The sequence below is a fragment of the Methanobacterium paludis genome, from assembly GCF_000214725.1.
In the GTDB taxonomy this organism is placed as follows: domain Archaea; phylum Methanobacteriota; class Methanobacteria; order Methanobacteriales; family Methanobacteriaceae; genus Methanobacterium_C; species Methanobacterium_C paludis.
Genome location: NC_015574.1, coordinates 1910306 through 1936076 on the forward strand (window position 1 = coordinate 1910306; position 25771 = coordinate 1936076).

Consider the following 25771-nt stretch of genomic DNA (forward strand, 5'->3'; position numbering starts at 1 on the left):
CACAACGAATGATAAAATTATGGATAGTGATTACTTTAGATAGTGATTATCTTAAATACTGATTACCTTTCAATTTGATCATTAACTTTTAGAAACTTCTACTGTTTAAACTTGTTTTTTTATAAAAATAAATCGGATAAAAAAAAGATTTGAAAGTTAAATAACAATAATTTTAATTTTAGCAGAGTTACAGCCGGGAATTCAGATTTTGGATTAAATATAATCTGATACATTGGCATAAAATCTTGAAACAACCTATGAAACTTCAAGCATCCTTTCTATAGCATTTCTTGCTTTATCAGCTATTTCTTCATCAACTGCTACAACAAATTCCTCGTTTAAAAGGGAGTTTTTAACCTTTTCCAGGGTGTGGAGTTTCATATTTTCACATATTGCATCGCTTAATGCTGGAAGAATTGTTTTACCCGGGTTTTCACGTCTTAACCTTGTTACCATATCCACCTCTGTTCCGACTATGAATGTGTCCTTTGGGGATGCAGCAACATGTCTAACCATTCCACCAGTGCTCAAAACATGATCCGCAAATTCCTGAACCTCTGGATCACACTCAGGGTGAACCAGTATTTCTGCATCAGGATATTTTTCCCTTAAAAAGTACATATCTCCCAGGTTGAACATTTTATGGACGTAACAGTGTCCTCCCTCAGGTACAGGAATTATTTCCTTATCAACGTGTTGCTGAACATAGGCTGCAAGGTTCATATCCGGGCCGAATAATATCTGATCTTCTGTGAGGCTTTGAACCACTTTCACAGCATTTGCTGATGTGCAGAGTATGTCTGCTTCTGCCTTTGCCTCTGCAAGCGTGTTAACGTACAGGACAACTGCAGCATCAGGATATCTTTTTTTTGCATTTCTCAGTTCTTCTACAGGGAGCATGTTGGCCATTGGACACTCTGAACTTTTATCAGGAATAACAATTTTTTTATCAGGGTTGAGTATTGCAGCAGTTTCAGCCATAAAATCAACACCACAGAAAACCACGAGGTCTGAATCTTTGATCTGGGATGCTTTTATACATAACTCCAGGGAATCACCTATAAAATCTGCAATCTCCTGTATTTCGCCTATCTGATAATTATGGACCAGTATTGTGGCATTTTTCTCTTCTTTGAGCCTTATAATTTCTTTTTGAAGATCATTAAACATAATAATCGCCTTAAATCTTTTTTTTGAAAATTTATTTTTCTAAATTAAGGGGTTCTAATTATAATCTAGATTTTATTGAAATTTTATTAGATTTAATTTTGAAATTTAATACATTGAAATTCAGTATTTAAAATTCGGTGTTAATGGAAGTATTATATTAGAAATTATATTTTATTTATCTTTTCTTCTTCAATAAATAACTATTGTGAACTTTTATTCAACATCTTAATTCTATGCAACTGGGGTAAAAATTAGTTTAACCCACTTAAAACCCGTAATCTTCTAATATTTTTGATTCTATTTTTGAAATTAAAAACTATAAAACCTTCGGATTCTCGAAATTTTAGCCTTTAAACACCTATAAATCTTCTGGTTCTATTGAATTTTCTACTTCAGCCCCATTGAGTGCATTCTTACATTGACAGCTTCTACCAGATGGGATCTTTGCTATAGCTTCAACTACCATGGTCCTTAAATCCTTCATTTTAGTTTCCACAATTTCAAATACCTCATCTATGGTCAGTTTACCGGGTGCTATTGATGTTGCATAGTTAGATACTGTGCAGATACTTGCATAGCACATCTCAAGTTCTCTGGCAAGCACAGCTTCAGGTAAACCTGTCATTCCCACGACCGTACCCCCGAGCCTTCTGAACATTTCAACCTCAGCAGGTGTTTCAAAGCGAGGACCCTCTGTGCACACGTAAACACCTTCTCCAATAACATCACCGGATGATATGAGGATATCCCTTAGATTTGGACAGTAAGGTTCTGTAACATCAACATGAACAGTTTTATGGTCATAAAATGTGAATTGTCTTGTCTTTGTAAAGTCTATGAAGTCGTTGGGTATCAGGAAGTCTCCAGGTTTTACTGCAAGATCAAGGGATCCAACAGCATTGGTTGCAATTATCTGGTCAACTCCTAACTTTTTCATGGCATATATGTTTGCACGATAATTTATCATGTGCGGAGGGTTTGCATGGCCTTTGGCATGCCTAGGCATGAAAGCCACAGGCACATCATGCAGTTTAAAGGTTGATATTTCAGGTGATTCACCATAGGGTGTTTCAATAACCCTTTTCTCAATGTCTTCCCCCATTTCAACTATCTCATAAACTCCTGTACCGCCCATTATTCCTATCATATCCGCATCTACCACCATTATTTTATATTGGTTCCTATCTTTCCCAGATTGGTTTTTAAAAGAATTATTTTTTTTATGATTCATTTTAAAAAAATAAAAAAAGTGAATGTACGAGTGATTGTCCATTTAACTTGTGTAACTGTTGTCCATTTAACTAAATCTTTTTAACCTTTTGCAACACCTAAAGGCACCATCTTACCGACAAGTTTGGATATTCCTGCTTTATGTGCAATTTCAACCACTTTATCAACGTCTTTGTAGGCACCTGGTGCTTCTTCTGCAACCACTGGCATTGAATTTGCTCTTATAATTATTCCTTTACGAGCTAAAGCCTCTTTAACCTCTTCACCACGATACTCTCTTTTGGCACCGGATCTACTCATTTTACGTCCTGCACCATGAGCTGTTGAGCCGAATGTTTCTTCCATTGCAGTTTCTGTTCCGTGGAGTATGTACGAAGCTGTTCCCATGGTCCCTGGCAGCATGACAGGCTGTCCAACCCCCCTGTACTCTGCAGGAATCTCCTTTCTTCCAGGTCCAAAGGCCCTTGTTGCTCCTTTCCTGTGAACGTAGACTTCTGTATCTCTACCTTTTATTTTGTGCGTTTCCTTTTTAGCGATGTTGTGGGCGACATCGTAGACTATTCCCATGTTCATATCTTCTGCATCACGTTTGAATACTTGTTCAAAGGATTCTCTGACCCAGTGCACTATCATCTGCCTGTTGGTCCATGCGTAGTTTGCTGCTGCAGCCATAGCACCGAAGTAGTCCTGTGCTTCCTGAGAGTCCACAGGTGCGCAGGCAAGCTGGCGGTCTGGAAGGTTTATATTGTACTTTTTGTAGGCTTTATCCATGGTTCTGAGGTAGTCTGAGCATATCTGGTGACCGCAGCCTCTGGAACCCGTGTGTATCATTACTGTTATCTGGTCCTTTTCTATTCCAAAAGTCTTTGCAACTTTTTCATCGAATATCTCATCCATCCTCTGAATTTCAAGGAAGTGGTTTCCAGAACCCAGGGAGCCAAGCTGTGGTATTCCTCTCTTTTTGGCCTTGTCACTTACTTTACTTGAATCTGCACTTTCCATTCTACCGTTCTCTTCAAGGTATTTTAGGTCTGATTCCCAACCGTAACCATTCTCAACAGCCCACTGTGCACCATTTTCGAGAACGTCATCTATTTCCCCTTCTTTAAGCCTTATTTTTCCTTTACTACCAACTCCAGAAGGCACATTTTTAAATAAGGTATCTAAAAGTTCGGAAATTCTTGGTTTGACCTCTTCTTCAGTGAGGTTTGTTCGAAGCAGTCTCACTCCACAGTTTATGTCAAAACCAACTCCACCGGGACTTATAACTCCGGTCCGTGCGCTGAAAGCTGCCACTCCACCTATGCTGAAACCGTACCCGAAGTGAATGTCTGGCAGTCCAATTGAAAACTTCTGAATACCTGGAAGACATGCCACATTTGAAACTTGATCCAGAGCCCCTTTTTCAACCGTTTTTATTTCTTCATCGTCCAGATATATCCTTCCTGGAACCCGCATCCCATCTTTATAGCTTGTTGGAATTTCCCATACACAGTCTCTTATTTTCTTTAGATTCACGTCTGCGACCATAAATAACTCTCCAGAACAAAATATTTTATTTAAAATTTATTTATTTAAAATTTTTTATTATTTTAAAACAACTCATAGGCATAATACATCTTAAAAGGCTTTTTAAAAGATTTGAAGATTAAAACTTGATTAATAGTTGATATAAAGTCCAAGATAGTTTTAATAGCAATTCTGAGAACTTTATGATTCTTAATTTATTTCCTTTATTAATTTACATTCAATAAATGTTTCGTTCATCATGTATTTATGTCTAACCTAAACAGGACTTTTCTAATGTGTATAACTTTTGATGAGTTTTAGCTAATAGTTTTTGAGAATTAAGTTATGAATGAACTAAATTTAAAAAGGAGATTATTCCTTTTCATATCTCTTTTTTTCTCTTTTCGGCTTCGATTTTCAGGTATTGAAGTCCGGAGTCAATAGAATCCTGCAGCATTTTCTGCATAGTTCCATGTAGGATTCGCACCATCAATCCTTCCCATGACTCTTCTGTCCTGATAATTGTACCATCATTATGTGCCCTCAACTGCCATACATGGATGGCATTTATCCCCAATGTCCTACCTGTCCATGCCAAGATATTAGGTTTTTCCACACGTTGAACTATGGATTTGATTGTTCCAGGTCCAGCTTTCCATTGAAATTTAGAGCCTTCAACAACTTCTCCACTAATAAAAACATCCTTCACTTCTGGATTCCAGCTCGGCCATTTATCAATTGATACCATCACATCCCAAACTGTTTCAAGGTCTGCTAAGACATCAATTTCACCTGTAGCCACCACTGGCGCATTCTCATTGATCTTCATAATCAAACCTTATTTTTGACATTATTTAGCAATAATGGGAATAAATGCAATTTACTGTTATAAAATTTATTTCTATAGATCAATACTGATCATTAATCGTGACCTTATCGTAAATTATCCAATAACCTACATAAACCAAAAACATTCCGTATAACCATGTAAACCGGTTATATATCCAGTATAACCCTCACTTCACATCCATTTTCCTTTTTTATATTCATCATGTGGTAAGTGACAGCCTTAACCTCGTCACGGCTTTCATGAACCTCACGGTTAAACTCTTCCCCTGATGCAGAGGCCTCAAGAATGAAGAGGGTTTCACCTTTTTTTATTATATTTTCTATTTTAACTTCAAAATCCGAAAATACAAGATATTCAGTGTCATGAACAAAAAGAAGTTCTGAGAGCCAGTCATAAAGGAGTGCTTTTTCATCCTCTGATTCTACCTTGAGGTGTTTTGTTATCTTTGGTTTTACCTTTGACGTATCAGTTATAACTTCGAACATTGCAAGGGCAGCATTTCCAAATGCCTCAGAGAGAGTATTTCCATAAGCTGTGTATCCAACGTCTGCCGTTACATCAAAGAATTCGAATTTTAAATTTGAATGATCGATATTTTGAATTTCCAACTCGTTAACCTCTTTTATTAAACTATTTAAACATTTTATACTTATAATTTTATACTTTAACGCTCTATAACATATAAAACAACATATAAGAGTTTACTAATTAAACACTGCACTAATTAAATATTTCTTTAAATATATCGTGCTAAAATGTTTTGGATTTTATCTATGACCTATTCTATGCCACTTCCCTTGGAATTTCTTCCCTTTCATTTCTAACCTCAATACCCCTTTCAAGTTCTTTGGTTAAATGCTTGTAATATTTTATGACCTCTGATGTTAATGAAGGTCCAATTTTTTTCAAAGCCTTTTTAAAATGTTTTGGAGAAACACTCTTAATTTCTATGTTATCATGCAGGGCAAGCATACCTGCTTTTCTGCACACAGCAGCTATATCTGCCCCAGAGTATCCATCTGTTTTTTTAGCCAGTTTTTCAATATCCACATCATCATCCAGGGACATTCCTTCCATATGGACCCGGAATATCTCTATACGAGATTTTTCATCTGGTGGAGGTACAAGAACTATCTCATCAAACCGTCCAGGACGTAAAAGCGCAGAATCAAGAAGATCGGGCCTGTTTGTAGCTCCAAGAACAACAACACCCTTCAACTCTTCAAGACCGTCCATCTCTGAAAGTAGAGTGTTCACCATTCGTTCCACAACCCTTGGTTCACCTGCTCCTGAACCCCTCATCGATGCCAGCGCATCCAGCTCATCAAAAAACACGATACATGGTGAAGCCTGTTTAGCCTTGTTGAATATTTCAGATATCTTCCGTTCAGATTCTCCAAACCATTTACTAAGTATCTCCGAACCTTTAACGCTTATGAAGTTGGCCCTAGATTCTGTTGCCACTGCCTTAGAAAGCATGGTCTTACCTGTACCTGGTGGTCCAAAGAGTAGTATTCCTTTGGGTGGTTCAATTCCAATCCTTTTAAAAGCATCAGGATGGTTAAGAGGCCATTCCACAGCTTCTTTTAAGGACTGTTTCAACTCATTCAGCCCCCCTATATCTTTCCAATGAATATTTGGAATTTCAATGAATACTTCCCTCAGTGCAGAGGGATTTATGAATTTTAGAGCGTCCATAAAATCATTCTTGGTTACGAAGAGTTTTTCCAGAACTTCTTTGGGAATTGTCTGCTCTTCAAGGTCTATATCTGGTAGAATCCTTCTAAGTGCGTTCATTGCAGCTTCACGGCAGAGTGCTGCAAGATCTGCCCCTACAAATCCATGGGTTATACTTGAAAATTCATTCAGTTCGACATCATCTGCCAGAGGCATGCCCCTTGTGTGGATCTGGAGAATTTCACATCTTCCGTCTTTGTCTGGAACTCGAAGCCCTATCTCCCTGTCAAACCTTCCTGGCCTTCTGAGTGCTGGGTCAAGGGCATCAGGCCTGTTAGTAGCCCCAACAACAATTACCTTTCCCCTTTCTTTTAATCCGTCCATTAAAGATAATATCTGGGCTACGACTCTCCTTTCCACTTCTCCTGTTACTTCTTCTCTTCTGGGAGCTATGGCATCTATCTCATCTATAAAAATAATGGAGGGTGCTTCATCCTCGGCTTGCTTGAAAAAATCTCTTATCCTTTTTTCAGCTTCTCCAACAAATTTACTCATTATTTCAGGGCCATTTATGGCCATGAAATTTGCATCACTCTCATTGGCCAGGGCTTTTGCAATAAGAGTCTTTCCTGTTCCTGGAGAACCATGTAAAAGAACTCCCTTAGGTGGGTCAATACCTAACCTGTCAAATATCTCAGGATGACGGAGTGGAAGTTCTACCATCTCTCTTAATTTGGATATTTCAGGTTTCAGGCCTCCAACATCGTCATACGTAACATCAGGAATCTTTTTTTCAATGAGTTCCACAGCTTCTGGTCTGATTTCAATTTCAGTTACATCTGTGATCCTAACGATACCCGTAGGGCTTGTTGATACAACTGTGAATTTAATTTCACCAAGTGAAAATGGAGTTGATGCTTCAAAAAATCCGCTGAATACACTTTCAACATCTGGGAACTCCCTGAATGTTTCCCTGGTTTTTCTGGGAGATATCAAAGCTAAAACATCACCCTTGGAAACTGATCTTCCCATTAAATTTTTCTTTAAGATTTCTCCTGGTGCCATTATACGTATACCCTTTGTTGCTGGGGCTAAAATCACTTTTGTTGCTTCTTTGAGCTCTGTCTTTCGTATCGTTACCATTTCACTGATAGATGTTCCTGCATTTGACCGTGTGAGACCGTCCATCCTAATTATTTCAAGGCCAACATCTGCAGGGTAAGCTTCTCCAACTATGGCACCAGTTGATCTTTTACCCATTATTTCAACCAGGTTTCCTGGGACAATGTCAATTTTACCAAGAAGTTCCTTATCTACCCTTACAATACCTTTACCCACATCTTGCTGCAAGGCTTCGGCCACTCTAAGTTCTATTTCACCGTTTTGAGGCAATAAAATCCCTCCTATGGTGTTAAAAAGAATTAAAGGAATTTTTATCTGTTGTAATATCTATAACTGAAAGAATATAACTTTTTGGAACAAGAGGGTACAAACCTTTATTAAGAGCCTAATTACTTATCAAACGCTCTCTATCTCTCCCTTTAAATAAGTACAGCTCTCAGTATCATTATATAGGAGGGATTAAATGCAAAGAAATTATGGAAAAAATCCAGTACCAAGCCTTAAAAAAAGATCAAGACCATTTGAATTCATAGAATTAAATTATTTAGATGTTAAATCTTGCATTTTTATGTGTGCAATAATAATGATTTTGATCGCCAGTATAGTATGCGTTGCAGCTTACCCTAATTCAAATTTGCCAATCACAGTTTAGTGATCAAATCCATGATAATTCATTGGTGTATCTAACCTAATCTTGATCCGTCGTTCAAGAACTCATTTAAGATCGGCCATAGATCAGCTGAATTTAGATGGTTTCTATACATTTATCTATTTCTTTAGGGTCGAATCTTAAGATAACAATCCTTGAATTACCTTTTACACCTTTACCAGTGAACCTTGTATCTATAATCCTTAAAAATTCAAGTTTATTGAGGGTGCGGTCAAAAGAAGCATAACTTGACGATGTTTTTCTCTTAAAACATCTGTAAAGATCTCCTGCAACTAGATTATTACCTTTAAATTCAGTTATACTTTTTAAAAGCAACTTTTCATCCTTTGAAAGAGTTTTTAACGTACTTTTAAGACTTACAGAGCCAGTACTTTTCATAGCTTCCAACACATGCTTTTCTTCAATGGTTTTTGATGCGTCCGCCTCTGCAAAATTACCACTAACTCTTAAAAGATCTATGCCAATTCTCAAATCTCCAGCTGATGATGCTTGCTCTGCAATTTGACTTAGAAGTTCTTCAGACAGTATATCCGGGTAAAAGCCTGCCTTAACTCTCTCTTTCAAGATATCAGTCATTTCTTGGGTAGAATATGGGTCAAAAATAACTTCTTGGGGTATGAAAACAGAATTAACATTTTTATCGAGCATATAACGGAACTCTATGTCCGAGAGAATGGCAAAAATACCTGTTCTAACACCCTTAAATTCTTCATGGGCACGTAAAATATCATAGAATATTTTGTTTGCATTTTTGCTGTGGAAAAGGTAGTTAACATCGTCCAGAGCAACCACCAGTGCCTTTTTTTCATCTCGAAGGTGTTTCATTATGCTCCCGTAGATCCTTGAAAATGGCACACCTGTTTCAGGGGGCATATGCCCGAATATTTTGTTGTAAATCTGTGAGAATATGTTAAAACGGGTGGTGTGAAGCTGGCAGTTAACATAGACACATACAACTTTGTCAGAATTCCTTTCAACCATGTTGAAAATCTTGTTTATGGCAGTTGTTTTTCCTGTTGCAGGAGAACCAAGTACAACTGTATTTACAGGCCTTCCACCCCTTAAAGCTGGCCTTAAACAGATTGCGAGGGCTTCCATCTGAGATTCCCTGTGTAAAAAATTTTCAGGAATGTAATCAGGATTAAACGCATCTATATTTTTGAATACTGTTTCATCGTAAAGTAAAATATCATCGATACCCATATTTTCTTATCTGGTGACTTTAATTATAAAAATTGTGATTTTCTTTTTAAAATAATTAAACGAAACTGTAAAAATAATTGAAAGAATGGAAATTTTTTAAATATGATAAGAAGTAAGGGGATGAAAAAAGAGTTGATGGGTAATGCATTTACTTAAAAAAGATTAACATGAAATTATTAAACAACTTGGAACCATTTAACTTATTGGAGGAATTTAAATGAACTCAATAAAATCTCTGCAGGCAAATAATCCAGATGCATTAACTAAACTCATTGAGGATGAACTCAAAAAAGGATGGACTTTAATCACCATAACATCTATATACCACCCAATGACCGGTGAAAAACATTTTGCATGGCTTAAAAAATGATAGAAATGCTGGAAAAATTTCATACAATGAAATCTTCCAGATCTGAAACATCAACATCTTCAACCCCTTCAACCTTTTCTCCTTGGGATATATTTACAATTTGGATGTTTTCGTTTTTAGCTGCCCATTCCACAAGTTTTTTTGCGTATTCCAGTTTCATCTCTTTCATTTTGTCGGCTTTGCCCTCTGAATCCGGAATATCCGGCCTTGAATATTTGGTCACAATTTTTCCAAAGTCCATACCTGCAAGCACCAAGAAATCAGCACCCCCCTCAACGGCTAAAAACAAACATCTATCTCCATCAGTAAATCCACCAAAATCATAGACGTTTTTAAGTGGAATACTCTGGGTTGTTCCCAATATGTTTTTAAGGAGTGGTACGTATTTTTCTATTTTATCGATGTTGTTTCCATGGGCATGCACTACCAGAAATGATCCTTCATCATTTGCATGAATTATATCATCAATTTTACCATCCAAATCCGTTACTACAATATCAGGAACTATACTTTCCTCTAAAAGTGCTGTTGTAGCCCCATCTGCAGATATAAGGGTAAATTTACCTAGATCAAGATTTTTTAGCTCATTTATATTCCTTTTAAGTGAAGGTCCCGCTCCAAAGACAATTACATTCTTTTTTATTGGCAGATCCATGGGTGATAAACCATTTTTATCTTCAAGAAGTTTGCTCAATATCTGTGCAGAGGTTTCATCCATATCCCTGTCAAAACCGAATGTATTCAATATCTCTTTATACCATGAAAACCATAGATTAAGATTCATATAGATTAGATTGTTGTAACAAATATAAATAGAGTTCTAGAAAATTGGAGGTTTTTTAGATGTATGAGACGTTGCTTATGATACCAGGGCCCACCATGGTTGCCCCGCGAGTCTTAAAGGCTATGTCAGAAAATATAATAAATCACAGGAGCGCTGCCTTTGGCGAAATCCTGAAAGAAACCAACGAAATGATGTCAGAGGTTTTCCAAACAGAGAATCAGTCCTACATACTCACAGGTTCCGGTACAGCCGCAATGGAAGCAGCAGTTGGAAACATAACCGAAAAAGGTGACAAAGTCCTGAACATCGTTGGTGGAAAATTTGGGGAAAGGTTTATGCAAATAGCCGAAACCCACGGAGGAAGTCCAGTCGAGCTGAAAGTCGAATGGGGAAACGCCGTAAATCCAGATGATGTGAAAAACATCCTGGAAGAGGAAGAAGACATAAAAGCCGTGACAATTGTTCACAATGAAACTTCAACAGGGGTTGCAAACCCGATAGCTGAAGTTGGTAAAATTGTTAAAGATTATGATGCTCTTTACGTTGTTGATACTGTTTCATCCCTTGGAGGGGACGATGTATTTGTAGATGGTTATGGTATTGATATTTGTGTTACAGGCTCACAGAAATGTCTTGCAGCACCACCAGGAATGGCTGCCATCACCTTAAATGATGATGCATGGGACGTGGTCGATAAAACAGAAACAAGCACTTATTACCTCAACATGAAAAAGTACAGGAAAAGTGGAGAGAAAAAACCGCCAGAAACTCCATACACTCCATCTGTATCATTAACATATGCAATGCGTGAAGCACTGCACATTATAATGGAAGAAGGACTTGAAGAAAGGATATTAAGGCATAAATTAGCTGCAAAAGCCACAAGAGCCGGTGTGAAAGCTCTGGGACTTGATCTGTTTGCACAGCCTGATGCCGCATCCAACACAGTCACAGCCATTAAAATGCCTGAAGGAATAACAGACAAAGATTTAAGGGGCACAATGCGCAACAAGTACCACATAGAACTTGCAGGCGGACAGGACCATCTTAAAGGCAATGTCTTTAGAATAGGTCACATGGGTAACATCACCCAAAGGGAAATAATTACAACTATATCTGCCCTTGAAATGACCCTAAAAGAACTTGGCTTTGATTTAGAAATGGGAAAAGGAGTAGCAGCAGTAGCAGAGACTTATCTCAGCTCTTAAATTCTCTTTCTTTTTATTTTTCTTTTTACTTTTTTTATATCATTCTATTTTAGATGGGATTATTAATTATTTGATTAAAATTAGAATGTAAGGTCCTTATTCACAACCAATTAACATTTCAACTCGTATAATTCATTTCAGGGATGTATCTATTGAACAGTGATATGGATAAGCTCCAACTCCCTAAAAGTGTAAATGTAACGATAATTAGTTTAAACTCCCAAAAAGTAGAGTGATTAATTTAAAAACCGCAGCAATACTTTGAAAACATTAAAAAAAATGAATTTAATAAAAATAGGTATTCCATACAATTAAACATCTATTAACCTTTAACACTCTTTATAATTGCAGGAATTGTCTTCAAAAGTATTGGGCCATCCATCATAGTTTGACGTATTATGTAACCCGGACGGAGATAAAACTGTCTAAATGCCTTTTTTTGAAGTTTTTTAAGTTCTTCACGGGAGCAGTCCAGAGTTTCAAGCACAGGTGTCAGTAAAGTGTACTTTGACCAGTCGTTTATCTTGATGAGATCATCCTTAACGACTTTAAGGTAAAAATCCGTGCCAGGATAAGGTGTTGCAAGTGAAAAAAGGGCATAAGACGGTTTAAGGTTTCCTACAAATTTGATTGTACGTTCTATACTTTCACGAGTGTCACCGGGCATTCCAAGAGCCACAGAAGCTATTGTTCGGATATCATGTTTTCTTGTAAGTTCAAAGGCTTTTTTTATCTTAGTTATCGTGGTATTCTTGTTCATCTGATCCAGAGATTGCTGGTCTGCAGATTCCACACCCATAAATAGGGTTATACATCCGGCTTCTTTCATTTTAAGGAGCAATTCTTCGTTTATTGTGTCCACTCGTGCAGTGGCCCCCCAGTAATTATCGATTCCCCTCTCTTTGATTCCATCGCATATCTCATAGACCCTTTTCTTGTTGAAGGTGAAGGTATCGTCCATAAAAGCCAGCATCTCGGCTGAGTGATCGTCTACCAGGTGCTCCATCTCATCTAAAACATTCGCTGAGGACCTTAAACGAAGTTTATGACCATGCATTGCGGATGATGCACAAAATGAACAGCTAAATGGACATCCCCTTCCAGATATGAGTGTTCCAATTGGCAGCTTCATGTTCAAAACTTTGTAGTGGTCCATTGGGAGCAGATGCCTTGCAGGAAAAGGCAAACTGTCCAGATTTTCTATTACTCCCCTACAAGGTGCTGTGAAATTTCTACATGCTATTCCTCTAACTTCCTTAAGGTCCCTCCCCTTCTCAATGGCTTCCACAAGTTCCAGCATGGTGTATTCACCCTCTCCACGAACCACAACATCCACACAGTCCATTTTTAAAAGTTCTTCGTAAGTGAAGGTAGGGTGGTAGCCTCCCATCACCACAACTGCTTCAGGGCACACCTTTTTGGAGATTTCTGCAGTTTTAAGTGCGCTGTAAATTGTTGGTGTTACGGCTGTGATGGCCACTATATCTGGGGAACATTTTTCCATCTCCTTTTGAAGGGTTTCGAGGTCCATTTCGAGGGCTGGGGAGTCTATTATCTCCACATCAAACCCTTTCTGTTCCAAAACAGCAGCTATATATCCTATGCCCAATGGGGGTGCAACGAGTCCTATAAATTTATATTTTGAAGAGAAGTAAGGAGGATTGATCATTAAAACTTTCATGTTCATCACCTGGGGAGGGGTATTCCCTCTTCTTTATCAACAACAACTTCAATTAAATAGGGTTTTTTTGTGTCCAAAGCCTTTTTTACTGCTTTAAAAACAGATCCTGGAGAGTCAACCCTCCGAGCAACAATATTATACGCTTCTGCAAGCTTAACAAAGTCAGGATTTTCAAGTTCAACCTCATACCTACCTTCGTAATATAGATCCTGCCATTGTTTGATTATTCCAAGTGAACTGTTGTTTATGATACATACAACAACAGGTAAATCCAGTTGTGCTATGGTTGCAAGTTCTTGAAGGGTCATCTGGAAACCCCCATCTCCAACCACTGCAACAATGTGTTTACCGGGGTTTGCAACTGCTGCACCAACTGAGGCAGGAACAGCATAGCCCATTGGCCCAAATCCACCTGAAAATAGGAGTGAAGATGGGTTTTTCACAGTTTTGAGTAGTGTGACCCACGTTGTGTGAGTTCCAGCATCGTTTATTATTACAGAATCTATTGAGTTAATTTCTGAAGCATCCAATATCTCTTTTATTGCCCTTTGAGGTTTTAAAGGTACAGTTAAATAATCTGTTTTTATACAGTAAGACCTGGAATATTTCTGAATTTCAAGAAGCCAACTTTCTGTGCTTCTTAATTTTAAATCATTTAATCTGCGTATAAATTCTAGAACATCTTCCTGTATATTAATATTTCCATTTAAAGATTTTTCGTCGAGGTTTACATGAATTACTTTGCAGTTTCCAATCCCCTTACGTGTTCGCTCTGATAGTCTGCATCCAAGCGCTATGAGGACATCACAATTCTTTCCTGCAAAGTTAGCTGCCTCCGTACCCCTAACTCCTATCATTCCCAGACTTAATTGATGACCTTCTGGAATTATTCCCCTTGCTGGGTAAGTTGTTGCCACTGGAATTCCATAGGTTTCTACAAATTTTCTAAATTCCATCAAAGCATCTGCCCATATAATCCCGGCTCCAGCAATTATAAATGGACGTTCAGATTCTTTGATAAGTTTGATTGCATTAGAGATATCTGCAGAGATATTTTCTTTATCAATTTCTGGAAAATGACCAATATTTTCAGTTATCACAGATATATCGACCATGGCCAAAAGAACATCCTTGGGTAAATTTAGATGTACAGGTCCAGTTTTACCATATTGCATCATTTCAATTGCTTCTTTCAATTTAAAAACAGCTTCTTCAGAATCCTTTACATCAAATGATTTAAGGGTTATTGGCTGAAAAACCCCGCAGATATCTATCTCCTGAAAAACGTTACCACCTTTAAGATCTGTTGGAACATCTCCGGTTATCACCAGAATAGGTACAGAGTCTTTATAAGCTGTTGCCACACCCATTACAAGATTGAGGGCCCCAGGACCTGCAGTAGATAAACAAACCCCCATTTGGCCGGATGATCTTGCGTATCCATCTGCTGCATGTGCTGCACCCTGTTCATGGCGCATTAACACGTGTTTTATTTTGGATGTGCGCAGTGCATCATAAAAAGGGAGTATCTGTTCTCCAGGATGTCCGAAGACAAATTTTACACCGTTTGCTTTTAATATTTCAACAAGAGCATCCGCACATCTTATTTTCTTTGTTTTCATCAGTTGTTTATATTGTATTTTCTTTTATTAAATTCCATTCATTGGACATGTCCAATCGGTTAAATTATTATGGTTTTAATTATATAATAATAACCAGAATAACAAAAGAAACTCCTTAATTAAAGACAAAATTGGCGGATAAATTGTACTTAATAAGAGTAGAAGGAGATAAAATGTCGAAGGACTTAGATACTCTACTTAGGGAAAAAAGGATATTCAAACCGTCATCTGATGTTGTAAAATCAAGTAACATCCATAAATGGATGGAAAAACACGAAATCAATGATTACGATGAACTGCTCCAAAAAGCATTGGACAACCCAGATTGGTTCTGGGATGAGCTTGCAGGGGAGCTTGAATGGTTTAAACAGTACAAAAAGACCAAAAAATGGAATCCTCCGTATGCAGAATGGTTTTTGGATGGTAAATTTAACATAGTTTACAATGCGCTGGATAAACATGCAAAAGGCCCTGAAAAGGACAAATTAGCTTATATATGGGAAGGAGAATCTGGAGAAGTTCGTGAATTAACTTATTTAGACCTTTACAGGGAAGTTAACAGATTTGCGAATGTTTTAAAGAAACTTGGAGTTCGTAAGGGGGACACTGTAAGCATTTACTTGCCCATGATACTTGAACTTCCAATCGCAATGCTTGCATGTGCAAAAATTGGGGCTGTTCACTCGGTGGTTTTCTCCGGTTTCTGGGCCAAGGCCTTCCAGGAACGGATAAACGATGCAAAATCCAAGGTTGCAATAACTGTAGATGGCTTCAGAAGAAGGGGGAAACTTATAGAGCTAAAAGAAAATGTGGACAACATCCTCGATAAAACCCCCACAATAGAAAAACTCATAGTTGTAAGACATGAAGGCCTCAATATCAACATGCAGGAAGGTAAGGACATCTGGTGGCATGAAGCCATTACTGAAATGGAGACAGAATGCAAAACAGAAGAAATGGATTCTGAAGACCCTTTATTTATTTTGTACACCTCAGGAACCACAGGAAAACCCAAGGGGGTTGTACATGTCCACGGAGGATACGCAGTAGGTATTTACACAACTTTAAAATTTGTTTTTGACCTTAAAGAAGATGATGTATGGTGGTGCGCAGCAGATATAGGCTGGGTAACAGGCCACAGCTACATAGTCTACGGCCCACTCCTTCTTGGTGTAACATCCATACTTTACGAGGGTACACCAGATTATCCTGACCCTGGAAGGCTCTGGAAGATGATTGAAAACTATGGTGTGACTGTTTTCTACACAGCCCCCACAACCATAAGGATGTTCATGAAGTTCGGGGAGAAATGGCCGCAAAAATATAACCTGGATTCTTTAAGGCTTTTAGGAACTGTGGGAGAACCTATAAATCCAGAAGCATGGATATGGTACCATCAACACATTGGGGGCGGTAGATGTCCTGTGATGGACACATGGTGGCAAACAGAGACTGGAATGCACATTATAACACCATTACCCATTTCGGAGCTTAAACCAGGCTCTGCTGTAAAGCCATTTCCAACTGTTGAAGCAGATGTTCTGGACGATGCAGGTAAATCCATCACTGGAGGTGGAGGACACCTTGTAATAAAATCTACATGGCCTTCAATGTTTAGAACTCTTTACAAGGATCCTGAAAGGTACGTTGAATCATACTGGAGCAGATTCCCCAACATTTACCTCAGTGGAGACGTGGCACGCAGAGATGATGAGGGCTACTTCTGGATTCAGGGTAGAGAAGACGACGTGCTGAACGTTGCGGGGCACAGAATAAGCACTGCCGAGGTTGAATCTGCCATTGTAAGCCATAAATCCGTTGCAGAAGCTGCAGTAGTTGGTAAACCACATGATATTAAAGGTGAGGAAATTTGTGCCTTCGTTATACTTAAGGAAGGATCCGGTTCTACAGAAGACTTTGAGGACATAATTAAATACCACGTAAGAAAAGAGATAGGCCCAATTGCAAGCCCAGCCCATGTGAAAATTGTTAAAGACCTGCCCAAAACACGTTCAGGTAAAATAATGCGAAGGGTGATAAAAGCTAAGGTAAAAGGAGAACCCGTAGGTGATACAAGCACGCTTGCAAATCCTGAAGCTGTAGAATATCTTTGAAAAATAATGAAAAACAAGTGTATGATTAAAAGAGAAAAAAAATAAAGAAAAAGTAGAGAATAAAGCTAAAACTATTAAAATATAAAGATTTAATCTTCTTCTTCCTGATAACTTCCGTTGTATTCCCCTGAACCTGTAACATGGAACACAACCGCCTGTGCTATCCTTTCACCCTGTTTTATGGTGTAGTCAAAGTTTCCGTAGTTGTGGATCATGAACTGCAAGGTTCCGTAAAATCCTGGATCCCCAACTGCAGTGTGGACAGATACAAATGAACGAAGAAGGGTTGAACGGGGCAGATAAAGCATTGAAAATCCCTTTGGAATTTTTATCTTACGATCGATACTTGCAAGATAAGCTGTTTTTGCTTTAAGTGTATAAATTGGTGGTTCGAGCTTTTCAAGTTCTGGAAGATTCTTCTCATTGTCAATGAGTGAACCCGGACCCACTTGCCTGAAAACTTCATCAAGTCTTAAATCGATTCCCGATGGTTGTACCAGCTCCTTAAAGTCTGGAAATAAATTTATAAGCTCTTTCTCTCCTAGCATAACTGGTCTCCTTTTGAATCCTTTGAAATTTGAAAAATTTAGAAAATCTTTAGTGGTTTATCCTCTTCTTGTATAATTATTTAAATTTGACTGAAAAACAAGAATCGATCAAAATTTGAAATACACTGGAATAACCCTGGAATGACTTTGGATTTAAACCGGGATCTACTGGAACTTCTTTAAAATAAGAGCAACCTCTTCATCATCTACATCGTACCAGTTATGGTAGGCTTCAGCCACTGCAAAACCCCATCCACCACGTACGTTGGCACAGTAAACCTCATCAACCATGGGGGCTACCTTTTCCAGTGCATCTAAGTGTGCTGTAGGCACAGCTACAATTATCTTTCTTGCCCCTGCTTTTTTAAGAGCTTCCACAGCCACAAGCATTGTGAAACCCGATGCAATACCATCATCTACAAGAACTGCAGGGCGATTTTTAAGATCAAGAAATAGTTTATTTTCCCTAAACTCCTTAAAACGTCTTTTAATCTTTAAAGATGCCTTTTCAGTGCCCTTTTTGATATCATCATCTGTAAGTCCCATTCTGGATATCATACCCTTATTCAACTGCACAGTTCCGTCGAAAGCCACAGCCCCGTAACCTGCTTCAGTGTTCCAGGGTAACGTGATTTTGCTTACAACAGCAACATCAAGATCCAGTTTTAACTTTTGCGCGATGGGGGCAGCAACAGGCACTCCTCCTGCAGGAATTCCAAATATAATGGCATCTGTTTCCTTATAAGATGCCAGCATTTGTGATAAAACCAGTCCAGCATGCTCACGGTCACGAAAGATCCCTATCTGATTTCTAAGTTCTGGAATATCAAATATATTACCATTTAACTTATCCTCAAATTCACGAACCATAAATAACCCCATTTTATATTTTATCAATCGTCTTATTTATTTTTTGACAAAAAATCATACACTGACCATTTATTTGATCCTATTTTTGGAGAACCCATTTTTTGGACATTCTTACATTTTAAGTATTATGAGTACACAAAAAATAATGTATAAAAGATAATGGAGATAGAAGGTTGAAAAAAGTTAAAGAGCACTTTGAAGAAGAAGCAGAGGAATTTGATAGAACAATATTACAATTAATACCATTTTATAACGATATGATCGATACTTTGGTTGCTACAATTCCATTTGAGAATTCAAACCCTATTAAAGTCCTTGATCTTGGATGTGGAACAGGTAACATTTCAAAAGCTGTTAAAAATAGATTTCCAAATGCTAAAATAACTTGCTTGGACCTTGCAGAGAAAATGATAAAAATGGCCCAGTTCAAACTCTCAAATTACAATGACATCAAATATCATGCAGCGGATTTCTCCAAATTTGAGTTTGATGATGGCTACGATGCTGTTGTATCATCACTGGCCCTTCACCACATACCGCAGGATGAAGAAAAGGAAAAATTTTACGGTAAAATATTCGCAGCCCTGAAAGATGGAGGGGTGTTCTACAATGCGGATACAGTTAAAGGCTCAAACAAATATTTAGATGAACTTTACGACGAAAAATGGACCGAGTATATGCTAAAGAATATTCCTAAAGAAGAAGTAGAGGAAAAATGGCTCCAAAAACATGATGAAGAAGATTTTCCTTCTCGTATGATTGACCATGTGGACTGGCTGCGTGGCGCTGGTTTTAAGGATGTTGATGTGATCTGGAAGTTCTATGGGTTTGCTGTTTTTGGTGGTTTCAGATAAATTAAAAAGAAATAAAGATACTTGCCTTAATCCTTAAATTTTTTAAATCATTCTTCTTAATACTTTTTTTATCGAAAAAAAATCAGAAATCTATGAAAAGTTATAAAAATAGTTTATAAAATTTGATAAATGAGTAAATTTAATAATTAAAGGTTTTTAGCATTATAAAGAAGGTTAGTAATTTAAAGAAAAGAAATTCCAATAGAATTGGAAAGTAAAGAAATATTCAATTATAAAAAAGAATATGAAGCTCAACATAAAATAAGATATAAAAATACCTCAATTATAAAAGAGGATATGAAATTTCATTCCCCAAATATCTGGTCAACCATCCATTCAGGTTTGAATTCCATTATATCTTCATAAGCTTGACCAACACCTAAAAAGAGTATCGGTTTCTGTATAATGTAACCAATTGAAAGTGCTGCACCACCTCGGGCATCAGCATCAGCTTTGGTGAGTATGATTCCATCAACACCCACTGCTTCATCGAATTTACGGGCCTGTTCAACTGCGTCATTTCCTGTTAACGCATCACCAACATAAATAATCAATTCTGGACTTACTACACGTTTTATTTTCTTCATTTCATCCATAAGGTTGATGTTTGTCTGCATTCTGCCTGCTGTGTCGATCAGCACCATGTCTTTGCCCTTGGCCTTGGCATGGGCCACTGCATCGTAGGCAACAGCTGCGGGGTCGGCGCCTTTCTGGTGTTTTATGATCTTAACACCGATCTTATCGGCGTGGTGGGTTATTTGCTCGATTGCTCCTGCTCTGAATGTATCAGAAGCTGCAATAACCGGTTCGTAACCTTTCTCTATAAAATAAGTGGCTACTTTTGCTATTGTGGTTGTTTTTCCAGTGCCGTTGATTCCCACAAACATTAACTTGAGTGGTTCACCATTTTTACGGCTTTCATCAAGCATTTCTGTTATGTCTTTATTATCAACATCTAAAATTTCAGATATGGCTTTTTTAAGGGCTTCTCTTGTGAAATCTGCTACATCACTTCTTCTTTTAATTTTACGGCCCACAAGGTCTTCCTTAACAGAGTTTATTATCTTCTCTGCAACTTCCATTGCCACATCACCCTCAAGGAGGGACATTTCCAATTCAAATAATATGTCGTCAATGTCCTTTTCAGATATGGTTTTTTTAGTTACAAAGGATAAAATGCCCTCTTTTTCTAATTCTTCTGTTTCAGGAACTGGTTCAACTTGACCTTCCAAACTACCTTCAACTTCAAGTTGTTGCGAAACTTCAGGTTGTTTAACTTCTATATCCTGCGTTGAACCCTCTTGATCTTCCTTCTTTTTACCCCTTAAAAATCCCATAAATCCGGATTTTTTAGAGATTTCTTCAGCAGAGGTAGATGTTTCTTCAGCCTCTTCAACTTCTGAATCATATTTTACTGGCTTTTCCATCGACTCTGTTACTGCCTTATCTACTGAAGATGATTCAGATGTTTCAATTTTGGATCCATCCATCTTAACTTCTTCAGTTTCTTCAGGAGTTTTTCCTTCTTCATCTGAAAACTTGTCAGAGATCTTGCCTACGGTACCTGTAAACTTTTTTTTAAGAGATTCAAACAAGTGATGTTCACGCCCCTTTTTGCCTAAAAATTTAATAAAAATTAATAAAAAAAAGTAGTTATTGGCTTTCGCCCGCTTCAACTTTTTGAAGGAGTGCCTCTGCTTCCGGACTCTTTTTCACTATGAAATCTGTGATTTTTTGAAGGTTGTCAGTCATATTTTTCATTACACCCTCAAGTTCCTTCTTCTGCTCGGCTATACTCTCTTCTGCATCACCAATTTTCTTTTTAGCAGCTATCCCTGCTCCAAAACCAACTATGACTTCGTCTGTGTTTTTGAGTTCTGTGATTAAAAAGGATCCTGCACCTATTGGAACCAATGTTTCTGCATTGTCCTTTCCTTTAATGGCTGCTAAAGTTTCCTCTGCTATGGTGAGTTCTGTTATTGTAACATTTAAACCTTCCATCTGTTGTTGCAGAACTTCAGCCTGCTGTTGGTATGCGTTAAGCTGATTGACCAACTGCTCAAGCTTTTTTCTATCTTCCATTGGATCACCCATTGGATAAGGCTTTGATTAAAGGATCAATAGCTTCTTCTTCAGAGATTTCAGTAATTTCCTCTATGAATACTTTGTTCCTGCTTATCCTGTGTTTGCTTCCAAATTCTGAATATATTCTTTCATGTATGTCATCTTCACTTGCGGATTTTAACTCCTTTGTGAAGGGTTTAAGGCTTTTGCCCATCATAAATTTACCTTGAACTCTAAATATTTTCGTCTTCATAAATATCCCTCAAGAAAACCGAATGCTTCTTCTACTCTTGCAAGTTCAGGACCCGTTGTATTTAGCCCAACAATAACACCGTTTGAATTGGCAGCTGTACATGCTCCCACAAGCATTGTACCGTTATTAACGGTTCCAACATCTGCAGGGACTTTAAGCAAATTTTCAACAAGTTCTAGCTCTTCTTGACTTGCAGATGGATGTACCAATATTCCTTTGTTTGTAGCGGCTGCAACTGATCCTGTGATCTTGAATTGTGCTATGGTTCCTCTTTGAACTTCAACATCTAAAACATGAGAAATTAATTCAATGGATTTGTTAGATAATAAAGGGTTTACCAATGCTCCAAAGTCGTTAGCAAGAATTATGTTACCAACTGCTGTGAGCTTGTCCGGTATCCTTTCAACCTCGAGTCCTGACTCTTTAATCGCATTTATTTCACTGTCAAATGCGTATTTTGAAACTACAAACCCATTTGAATTACCGCATGCCAGTGCCCCTGTGAGATTACTCCCACTTAGAGGGGTTTTAATAACAGAAACACCCAGGCATTCCTCTATTAATCCCACCATTGCGTCTTGAACGTTTGGTGGGACTATTGCGGTTTTTTCTGTAACAGCTATTGAAACGCCGAGGTTTGGGCTGCCGCCCATGTTGATTCTTCTTATCATAAGCACACCTATTCAGCTAGGGTGACTGATACAGAACCATCCTCATCTTTTATTGCTTTTACCTTTATTTTTGGAGGTATTTTCTGGATCCCCCTTTCCCATATCTTTTCGTTAACAGAGGAATCTAATTTAACATCATCAGATTTCATATGTTTTTGTAGGAATTCTCTGACATAACGAGCTGCTCTTGGAGATCTTTTGGTCCTTGGCACCCTTTTAACATCCCTTAATGGGATAACATAGATTCTTTCCATCTATAATCCTCCTACTTATGGTTTAATTTTATTTCTTCTCCACTGTCTCATCTTTGGATGAACTCTTACTTTTCTTGATGTTTTAAGCATTACCCAGAGAGGAACGCGTCTATTTTGTTTACCTGCTTTTGCAAGTCTTAATTTTTTGGCTAATGGTTTATGTCTACTCATTTTCTTCCCATCCTATTACTCTTGATTGCACATGTTCCGGGAATATGTTTAAAGAAGTTTCTTCTCCTTCAATTTCCCCAATCATATACCTTATTTCAATTTCATAATCAGAATTATTTTCCATGTTAGTTAACTCTTTTTTCACGGCAAAAAGATTCTTTGAAAGATTATTTACCGTTTTATGGCCGAAGCCTGCAAGAGTCAAATACTGGACATTATTTCTATCTTCAAAGCTTTGTATCTCGTTGATATTAAGTTTTGGAATCCTATCATCACGTCTTGTACCGTCTGCAACAACTTTGTACTTCTGGGATGCAATTTCAAGGGCATGCTTATGGATCTGGTTTATTCCATTATTGGGAAACCCATCTTTAAGTATCGTGTCAACAGCATCTTCGAGTATTGTTTTATCCGCTTTAAGAACATGATGTTTAAAACCTAGATTTAAAGCAGATTCTTCCGCTGCTTTCCATGAAGGAAATGCATCGAAGTTCACTGTTACAAGTTCAACTTCATATCCTAATCTCTGAAGGATTACAGCCATTAAAGAACTGTCTTTTCCTCCACTGTAGAGTACACATGCATTCATTTTCTTGTGATCTTCATCTCTCTTTTCTGACCAACGAGTTTTTTAAGAAGTACCTTGAGCTGATCATCAGTTATTTTGGATTTTATACGCCCCATCTGCGCAAGCTGAATAAGTTGAAGTTCTACTTGATCAACAAACTCAGGTTTTGTGAGCCTTAAGTTTGCAAGTCTGCCTCTTGCTTCAGGTGTCAATATTTGCACCATAACTTGCCTTTTTTGGGCTTCAACTTCCATGCGCATCTGCTCTTGGGATTCAGCCTGACCAGCCTGCTGTGAAGCCTGCTGCTGCAATTGCTGCATCCTTTTACGCCTTAGTTCCTCGATGTCGCTCATCTAAAGCCTCCAATTAATTAATAACTTTATTTAGTATTTTGCAAGTTCTGGAATGTCTTTTTTAATGGTATAAGATGCTTTATCCAGGAATGACTTCCCTGCTGGGCTTGCAACCCTTCCTTCATCCCCTACTTTAGCTACGAATCCTGCGTCTTCAAGCTGTTTTAAAGCTACCCTTATTATGGAGCCACTTCCTTTCTTGAATTTCTCAGGACTAGTTCCTCTGTCTTTTTTACCACCGTAGTAGGTTTTAAGACTGTTTATTCCAACAGGACCATCCATATAAACTCTTCTGAGGATGGATGCGCATCTAACATACCACCATTCTGGGTTTTCTGGTCTTCTCTCTTTATGGACACCTGTTTTAACAAATGGAACCCATTCTGGCGGATTTATTTTCTTATTTTCAGTTAACTCCTTTGCAACTTCACTTATTAGTGAATCTGCTGGTACGTCGTAAATTGTGGTCATATTTAGCCTCCTAATTACCTCTTTCTTTTGAATATTACAGCAACATTACCTCTAAAATCAATAAGCTTAGAATTTGATTTTTCAATTATCTCTTTAATAAAGTTTTGTTTCTCTTCTGATATACCTTTTGAAAATCTGAGTTTGATAACTTCATTATCTTTAAGTTGCCTTTTTATTTCGTCTAAGATACTGTCATTTATTCCTGACTTTCCAATGTTTATGGTGATTGTTGAAAGTGATCTATTCATTAATTCCTTCTTTGGAGGTGTATTCAATTTTCCTCCTCCTTCTCTCTTTTTTCTCAGTTATATATGGTATTCTAGTTATATTTCCGCATTCTGCGCATTTAATGGCAACACTTGAATCAGATAATCTTACAGTACAATTCGAACCTGGTTTAAGGAATTTTTGGCAGTTCCTGCAGAACCTTCTCTTCCAGACTCGCGGCATTTTTATGTTGTACTTTTTTGCAATGTTCTGAGCCATCTGAGCGTAGCGGTGAGACCTTTCAGGATGTTCGGAAAACTCTTCATCCGCATTCTTAAAAAGGATGTCTATCCGCTCTTCAGCTATTTTTATCATCCATTTTGGTCTTCTTCCCCTTCTCAAAGTTTAACCTCATCATTGCAACTATTAAATAAATACAGAAATACAAATCTTAAGTTCCAAGGGGTTGAATTTTACCTGAATGTTATTTGAAGACTTTCATTCATTAAATTCTAATACAATGTACTTAAGAATAATATTATAGTTTATTTACTTCTCCATTTAAAAAGCTTTCCTTATAAGATTTAGATCAAATTTCAAACCACAACAAGGTATATCTCTCGTAAAGCACAAAACGCGTTCAAGTTTTTGGAATGTAAAATCAGAGGGATATATCCTCAAGAAAATCCACATTTCCCACAGGGAATCGTTTTTTACCAGTTATAACATCAATTATAAGATCTGCAACCTCTTCAGGTTTGAGATCACTTGTATCTATCTCATTTACATTATCACCATGGATTTCATATGATTCAAAGGTGCAAATGTCTATGGCCTCGGCCTCAATATTCTCCTGAATCTTGGAATCAGCCCAGCCCTTGGTTTTCAAGCGTTCCCTTAAAACACTTGGCTTTGCACGCAGTACAACCACAAGGTCTCCATCTTCAAAGTAGTGGGAGAGGTGTCCCTCAACAATCAGGACGTCCCCCTCCTTTGAAGTTTCAACGACCCTGTTAAGTTCAAGGCACATTGCATCCAGATCAACTATTTTGTATCCCCGATTTTCATCGATCCCAGTGTAAAGATGCTTATCTTCCACAAGTTCATTCACACCCACAAGGAAAGCTTCAATTTTATTTTTCAGGACTGCAGCTACAGTGCTTTTCCCAGTTCCAGGTGTTCCTGTGATCAGTAGTATCATCTTTTGCCTATCAGTATTGATTAACTTATAATTGATTTTAACGAGGATTAATTATAATGATTTAGTTTCAACAGAC

At 37.7% G+C, this 25771-nt stretch carries 29 protein-coding genes; 5 read left to right on the forward strand and 24 right to left on the reverse strand.

What is annotated here, in order from left to right:
- Positions 1–255: 255 nt before the first annotated feature.
- The 6 genes from nadA to MSWAN_RS09025 form a co-directional block, all read right to left on the reverse strand.
- Complete coding sequence (gene nadA / locus MSWAN_RS09000) at positions 256–1170, reverse strand: quinolinate synthase NadA (RefSeq protein WP_013826334.1); 915 nt, start codon at positions 1168–1170, stop codon at positions 256–258.
- Between the two features lie 358 nt (positions 1171–1528).
- Positions 1529–2317, reverse strand: a complete 789-nt coding sequence (gene mtnP / locus MSWAN_RS09005; RefSeq protein WP_048188061.1) for an S-methyl-5'-thioadenosine phosphorylase — start codon at positions 2315–2317, stop codon at positions 1529–1531.
- A gap of 164 nt (positions 2318–2481) precedes the next feature.
- On the reverse strand, positions 2482–3930 hold the full coding sequence (locus MSWAN_RS09010) for an RtcB family protein (protein WP_013826336.1): 1449 nt from the start codon (positions 3928–3930) through the stop codon (positions 2482–2484).
- A gap of 361 nt (positions 3931–4291) precedes the next feature.
- The gene (locus MSWAN_RS09015; RefSeq protein WP_013826337.1) at positions 4292–4738 is read right to left on the reverse strand and encodes an SRPBCC family protein; all 447 of its coding nucleotides are present in this window, start codon (positions 4736–4738) and stop codon (positions 4292–4294) included.
- 167 nt (positions 4739–4905) lie between these two features.
- Entirely contained in the window at positions 4906–5367 is a 462-nt protein-coding gene (locus tag MSWAN_RS09020; protein WP_013826338.1) for an archease, read from the reverse strand.
- Positions 5368–5542: 175 nt separating this feature from the next.
- Entirely contained in the window at positions 5543–7828 is a 2286-nt protein-coding gene (locus MSWAN_RS09025) for a CDC48 family AAA ATPase (RefSeq protein ID WP_013826339.1), read from the reverse strand.
- Between the two features lie 193 nt (positions 7829–8021).
- Between MSWAN_RS09025 and MSWAN_RS09030 the strand changes: the two genes are divergently transcribed.
- The gene (locus MSWAN_RS09030; RefSeq protein WP_013826340.1) at positions 8022–8210 is read left to right on the forward strand and encodes a hypothetical protein; all 189 of its coding nucleotides are present in this window, start codon (positions 8022–8024) and stop codon (positions 8208–8210) included.
- Between the two features lie 93 nt (positions 8211–8303).
- Here the strand turns inward: MSWAN_RS09030 and MSWAN_RS09035 are convergent, their stop codons facing one another.
- The gene (locus MSWAN_RS09035) at positions 8304–9431 is read right to left on the reverse strand and encodes an ORC1-type DNA replication protein (RefSeq protein ID WP_013826341.1); all 1128 of its coding nucleotides are present in this window, start codon (positions 9429–9431) and stop codon (positions 8304–8306) included.
- 217 nt (positions 9432–9648) lie between these two features.
- Between MSWAN_RS09035 and MSWAN_RS12835 the strand changes: the two genes are divergently transcribed.
- On the forward strand, positions 9649–9801 hold the full coding sequence (locus MSWAN_RS12835; RefSeq protein ID WP_013826342.1) for a hypothetical protein: 153 nt from the start codon (positions 9649–9651) through the stop codon (positions 9799–9801).
- 19 nt (positions 9802–9820) lie between these two features.
- Here MSWAN_RS12835 and MSWAN_RS09040 read toward each other — a convergent pair whose 3' ends face one another.
- Positions 9821–10585 (reverse strand): 6-hydroxymethylpterin diphosphokinase MptE-like protein, encoded by a 765-nt coding sequence (locus MSWAN_RS09040; RefSeq protein WP_013826343.1) that lies wholly within the window; start codon positions 10583–10585, stop codon positions 9821–9823.
- Positions 10586–10644: 59 nt separating this feature from the next.
- Between MSWAN_RS09040 and MSWAN_RS09045 the strand changes: the two genes are divergently transcribed.
- Positions 10645–11793, forward strand: a complete 1149-nt coding sequence (locus MSWAN_RS09045; RefSeq protein ID WP_013826344.1) for a pyridoxal-phosphate-dependent aminotransferase family protein — start codon at positions 10645–10647, stop codon at positions 11791–11793.
- Positions 11794–12115: 322 nt separating this feature from the next.
- Here MSWAN_RS09045 and MSWAN_RS09050 read toward each other — a convergent pair whose 3' ends face one another.
- Together MSWAN_RS09050 and MSWAN_RS09055 are read right to left on the reverse strand one after the other, a co-directional pair.
- Complete coding sequence (locus MSWAN_RS09050; RefSeq protein ID WP_013826345.1) at positions 12116–13474, reverse strand: B12-binding domain-containing radical SAM protein; 1359 nt, start codon at positions 13472–13474, stop codon at positions 12116–12118.
- Between the two features lie 5 nt (positions 13475–13479).
- Entirely contained in the window at positions 13480–15096 is a 1617-nt protein-coding gene (locus tag MSWAN_RS09055; protein ID WP_013826346.1) for a thiamine pyrophosphate-binding protein, read from the reverse strand.
- A gap of 173 nt (positions 15097–15269) precedes the next feature.
- Here MSWAN_RS09055 and acs point away from each other — a divergent pair, with 173 nt between their 5' ends.
- Positions 15270–17210, forward strand: coding sequence for an acetate--CoA ligase (gene acs, locus MSWAN_RS09060; RefSeq protein ID WP_048188063.1), 1941 nt, complete (start codon positions 15270–15272; stop codon positions 17208–17210).
- 89 nt (positions 17211–17299) lie between these two features.
- On the opposite strand, the gene MSWAN_RS09065 is transcribed toward acs, so the two are convergent.
- Positions 17300–17758: a dCTP deaminase gene (locus MSWAN_RS09065; protein WP_013826348.1), complete on the reverse strand. Its 459-nt coding sequence runs from the start codon at positions 17756–17758 to the stop codon at positions 17300–17302.
- 165 nt (positions 17759–17923) lie between these two features.
- Positions 17924–18628 (reverse strand): phosphoribosyltransferase, encoded by a 705-nt coding sequence (locus MSWAN_RS09070; RefSeq protein ID WP_013826349.1) that lies wholly within the window; start codon positions 18626–18628, stop codon positions 17924–17926.
- Positions 18629–18801: 173 nt separating this feature from the next.
- On the opposite strand from MSWAN_RS09070, the gene MSWAN_RS09075 reads away from it, so the two are divergent.
- Positions 18802–19482, forward strand: coding sequence for a class I SAM-dependent methyltransferase (locus MSWAN_RS09075; RefSeq protein WP_013826350.1), 681 nt, complete (start codon positions 18802–18804; stop codon positions 19480–19482).
- A 305-nt stretch (positions 19483–19787) separates the two neighbouring features.
- Here the strand turns inward: MSWAN_RS09075 and ftsY are convergent, their stop codons facing one another.
- The 12 genes from ftsY to MSWAN_RS09135 form a co-directional block, all read right to left on the reverse strand.
- Positions 19788–21077, reverse strand: a complete 1290-nt coding sequence (ftsY, locus tag MSWAN_RS09080; RefSeq protein WP_013826351.1) for a signal recognition particle-docking protein FtsY — start codon at positions 21075–21077, stop codon at positions 19788–19790.
- Between the two features lie 58 nt (positions 21078–21135).
- Entirely contained in the window at positions 21136–21564 is a 429-nt protein-coding gene (gene pfdA / locus MSWAN_RS09085; RefSeq protein WP_048188065.1) for a prefoldin subunit alpha, read from the reverse strand.
- Positions 21565–21568: 4 nt separating this feature from the next.
- Positions 21569–21799: a 50S ribosomal protein L18Ae gene (gene rpl18a / locus MSWAN_RS09090; protein WP_013826353.1), complete on the reverse strand. Its 231-nt coding sequence runs from the start codon at positions 21797–21799 to the stop codon at positions 21569–21571.
- Positions 21796–22470, reverse strand: coding sequence for a translation initiation factor IF-6 (locus MSWAN_RS09095; RefSeq protein ID WP_013826354.1), 675 nt, complete (start codon positions 22468–22470; stop codon positions 21796–21798). Before MSWAN_RS09095 ends, rpl18a begins: the two co-directional genes overlap by 4 nt.
- A gap of 8 nt (positions 22471–22478) precedes the next feature.
- Positions 22479–22724 carry a 50S ribosomal protein L31e gene (locus tag MSWAN_RS09100; RefSeq protein WP_013826355.1) on the reverse strand — a complete coding sequence of 82 codons (246 nt, stop codon included), beginning with the start codon at positions 22722–22724 and terminating at the stop codon, positions 22479–22481.
- A gap of 15 nt (positions 22725–22739) precedes the next feature.
- Complete coding sequence (locus MSWAN_RS09105) at positions 22740–22895, reverse strand: 50S ribosomal protein L39e (RefSeq protein ID WP_013826356.1); 156 nt, start codon at positions 22893–22895, stop codon at positions 22740–22742.
- Positions 22888–23484, reverse strand: coding sequence for a DUF7411 family protein (locus MSWAN_RS09110; protein ID WP_013826357.1), 597 nt, complete (start codon positions 23482–23484; stop codon positions 22888–22890). Before MSWAN_RS09110 ends, MSWAN_RS09105 begins: the two co-directional genes overlap by 8 nt.
- Positions 23481–23816, reverse strand: a complete 336-nt coding sequence (locus tag MSWAN_RS09115; RefSeq protein ID WP_013826358.1) for a DNA-binding protein — start codon at positions 23814–23816, stop codon at positions 23481–23483. Before MSWAN_RS09115 ends, MSWAN_RS09110 begins: the two co-directional genes overlap by 4 nt.
- 30 nt (positions 23817–23846) lie before the next feature.
- A complete protein-coding gene (locus MSWAN_RS09120) occupies positions 23847–24287 on the reverse strand; it encodes a 30S ribosomal protein S19e (protein WP_013826359.1) in 441 nt (146 codons plus the stop codon).
- Positions 24288–24301: 14 nt separating this feature from the next.
- Positions 24302–24535 (reverse strand): YhbY family RNA-binding protein, encoded by a 234-nt coding sequence (locus MSWAN_RS09125; RefSeq protein ID WP_048188067.1) that lies wholly within the window; start codon positions 24533–24535, stop codon positions 24302–24304.
- The gene (locus MSWAN_RS09130) at positions 24528–24896 is read right to left on the reverse strand and encodes a ribonuclease P protein component 4 (RefSeq protein WP_013826361.1); all 369 of its coding nucleotides are present in this window, start codon (positions 24894–24896) and stop codon (positions 24528–24530) included. Before MSWAN_RS09130 ends, MSWAN_RS09125 begins: the two co-directional genes overlap by 8 nt.
- Before the next feature lie 259 nt (positions 24897–25155).
- Positions 25156–25695, reverse strand: coding sequence for an adenylate kinase family protein (locus MSWAN_RS09135; RefSeq protein ID WP_013826362.1), 540 nt, complete (start codon positions 25693–25695; stop codon positions 25156–25158).
- Positions 25696–25771 lie beyond the last annotated feature (76 nt).

What these genes read in the sequence shown, in the direction of transcription:
- MSWAN_RS09065 (WP_013826348.1), bottom strand. Translation starts at nt 17,758, where the DNA reads ATGCTAGGAGAGAAAGAGCTTATAAATTTATTTCCAGACTTTAAGGAG.
- MSWAN_RS09010 (WP_013826336.1), bottom strand. Translation starts at nt 3,930, where the DNA reads ATGGTCGCAGACGTGAATCTAAAGAAAATAAGAGACTGTGTATGGGAA.
- MSWAN_RS09040 (WP_013826343.1), bottom strand. Translation starts at nt 10,585, where the DNA reads ATGAATCTTAATCTATGGTTTTCATGGTATAAAGAGATATTGAATACA.
- MSWAN_RS09125 (WP_048188067.1), bottom strand. Translation starts at nt 24,535, where the DNA reads ATGAATAGATCACTTTCAACAATCACCATAAACATTGGAAAGTCAGGA.
- MSWAN_RS09115 (WP_013826358.1), bottom strand. Translation starts at nt 23,816, where the DNA reads ATGAGCGACATCGAGGAACTAAGGCGTAAAAGGATGCAGCAATTGCAG.
- MSWAN_RS09045 (WP_013826344.1), top strand. Translation starts at nt 10,645, where the DNA reads ATGTATGAGACGTTGCTTATGATACCAGGGCCCACCATGGTTGCCCCG.
- MSWAN_RS09030 (WP_013826340.1), top strand. Translation starts at nt 8,022, where the DNA reads ATGCAAAGAAATTATGGAAAAAATCCAGTACCAAGCCTTAAAAAAAGA.
- MSWAN_RS09015 (WP_013826337.1), bottom strand. Translation starts at nt 4,738, where the DNA reads ATGAAGATCAATGAGAATGCGCCAGTGGTGGCTACAGGTGAAATTGAT.
- MSWAN_RS09120 (WP_013826359.1), bottom strand. Translation starts at nt 24,287, where the DNA reads ATGACCACAATTTACGACGTACCAGCAGATTCACTAATAAGTGAAGTT.
- MSWAN_RS09110 (WP_013826357.1), bottom strand. Translation starts at nt 23,484, where the DNA reads ATGAATGCATGTGTACTCTACAGTGGAGGAAAAGACAGTTCTTTAATG.
- MSWAN_RS09035 (WP_013826341.1), bottom strand. Translation starts at nt 9,431, where the DNA reads ATGGGTATCGATGATATTTTACTTTACGATGAAACAGTATTCAAAAAT.
- MSWAN_RS09105 (WP_013826356.1), bottom strand. Translation starts at nt 22,895, where the DNA reads ATGAGTAGACATAAACCATTAGCCAAAAAATTAAGACTTGCAAAAGCA.
- MSWAN_RS09135 (WP_013826362.1), bottom strand. Translation starts at nt 25,695, where the DNA reads ATGATACTACTGATCACAGGAACACCTGGAACTGGGAAAAGCACTGTA.
- mtnP (WP_048188061.1), bottom strand. Translation starts at nt 2,317, where the DNA reads ATGATAGGAATAATGGGCGGTACAGGAGTTTATGAGATAGTTGAAATG.
- pfdA (WP_048188065.1), bottom strand. Translation starts at nt 21,564, where the DNA reads ATGGAAGATAGAAAAAAGCTTGAGCAGTTGGTCAATCAGCTTAACGCA.
- MSWAN_RS09095 (WP_013826354.1), bottom strand. Translation starts at nt 22,470, where the DNA reads ATGATAAGAAGAATCAACATGGGCGGCAGCCCAAACCTCGGCGTTTCA.
- MSWAN_RS09055 (WP_013826346.1), bottom strand. Translation starts at nt 15,096, where the DNA reads ATGAAAACAAAGAAAATAAGATGTGCGGATGCTCTTGTTGAAATATTA.
- nadA (WP_013826334.1), bottom strand. Translation starts at nt 1,170, where the DNA reads ATGTTTAATGATCTTCAAAAAGAAATTATAAGGCTCAAAGAAGAGAAA.
- MSWAN_RS09050 (WP_013826345.1), bottom strand. Translation starts at nt 13,474, where the DNA reads ATGAAAGTTTTAATGATCAATCCTCCTTACTTCTCTTCAAAATATAAA.
- MSWAN_RS12835 (WP_013826342.1), top strand. Translation starts at nt 9,649, where the DNA reads ATGAACTCAATAAAATCTCTGCAGGCAAATAATCCAGATGCATTAACT.
- MSWAN_RS09100 (WP_013826355.1), bottom strand. Translation starts at nt 22,724, where the DNA reads ATGGAAAGAATCTATGTTATCCCATTAAGGGATGTTAAAAGGGTGCCA.
- rpl18a (WP_013826353.1), bottom strand. Translation starts at nt 21,799, where the DNA reads ATGAAGACGAAAATATTTAGAGTTCAAGGTAAATTTATGATGGGCAAA.
- acs (WP_048188063.1), top strand. Translation starts at nt 15,270, where the DNA reads ATGTCGAAGGACTTAGATACTCTACTTAGGGAAAAAAGGATATTCAAA.
- MSWAN_RS09070 (WP_013826349.1), bottom strand. Translation starts at nt 18,628, where the DNA reads ATGGTTCGTGAATTTGAGGATAAGTTAAATGGTAATATATTTGATATT.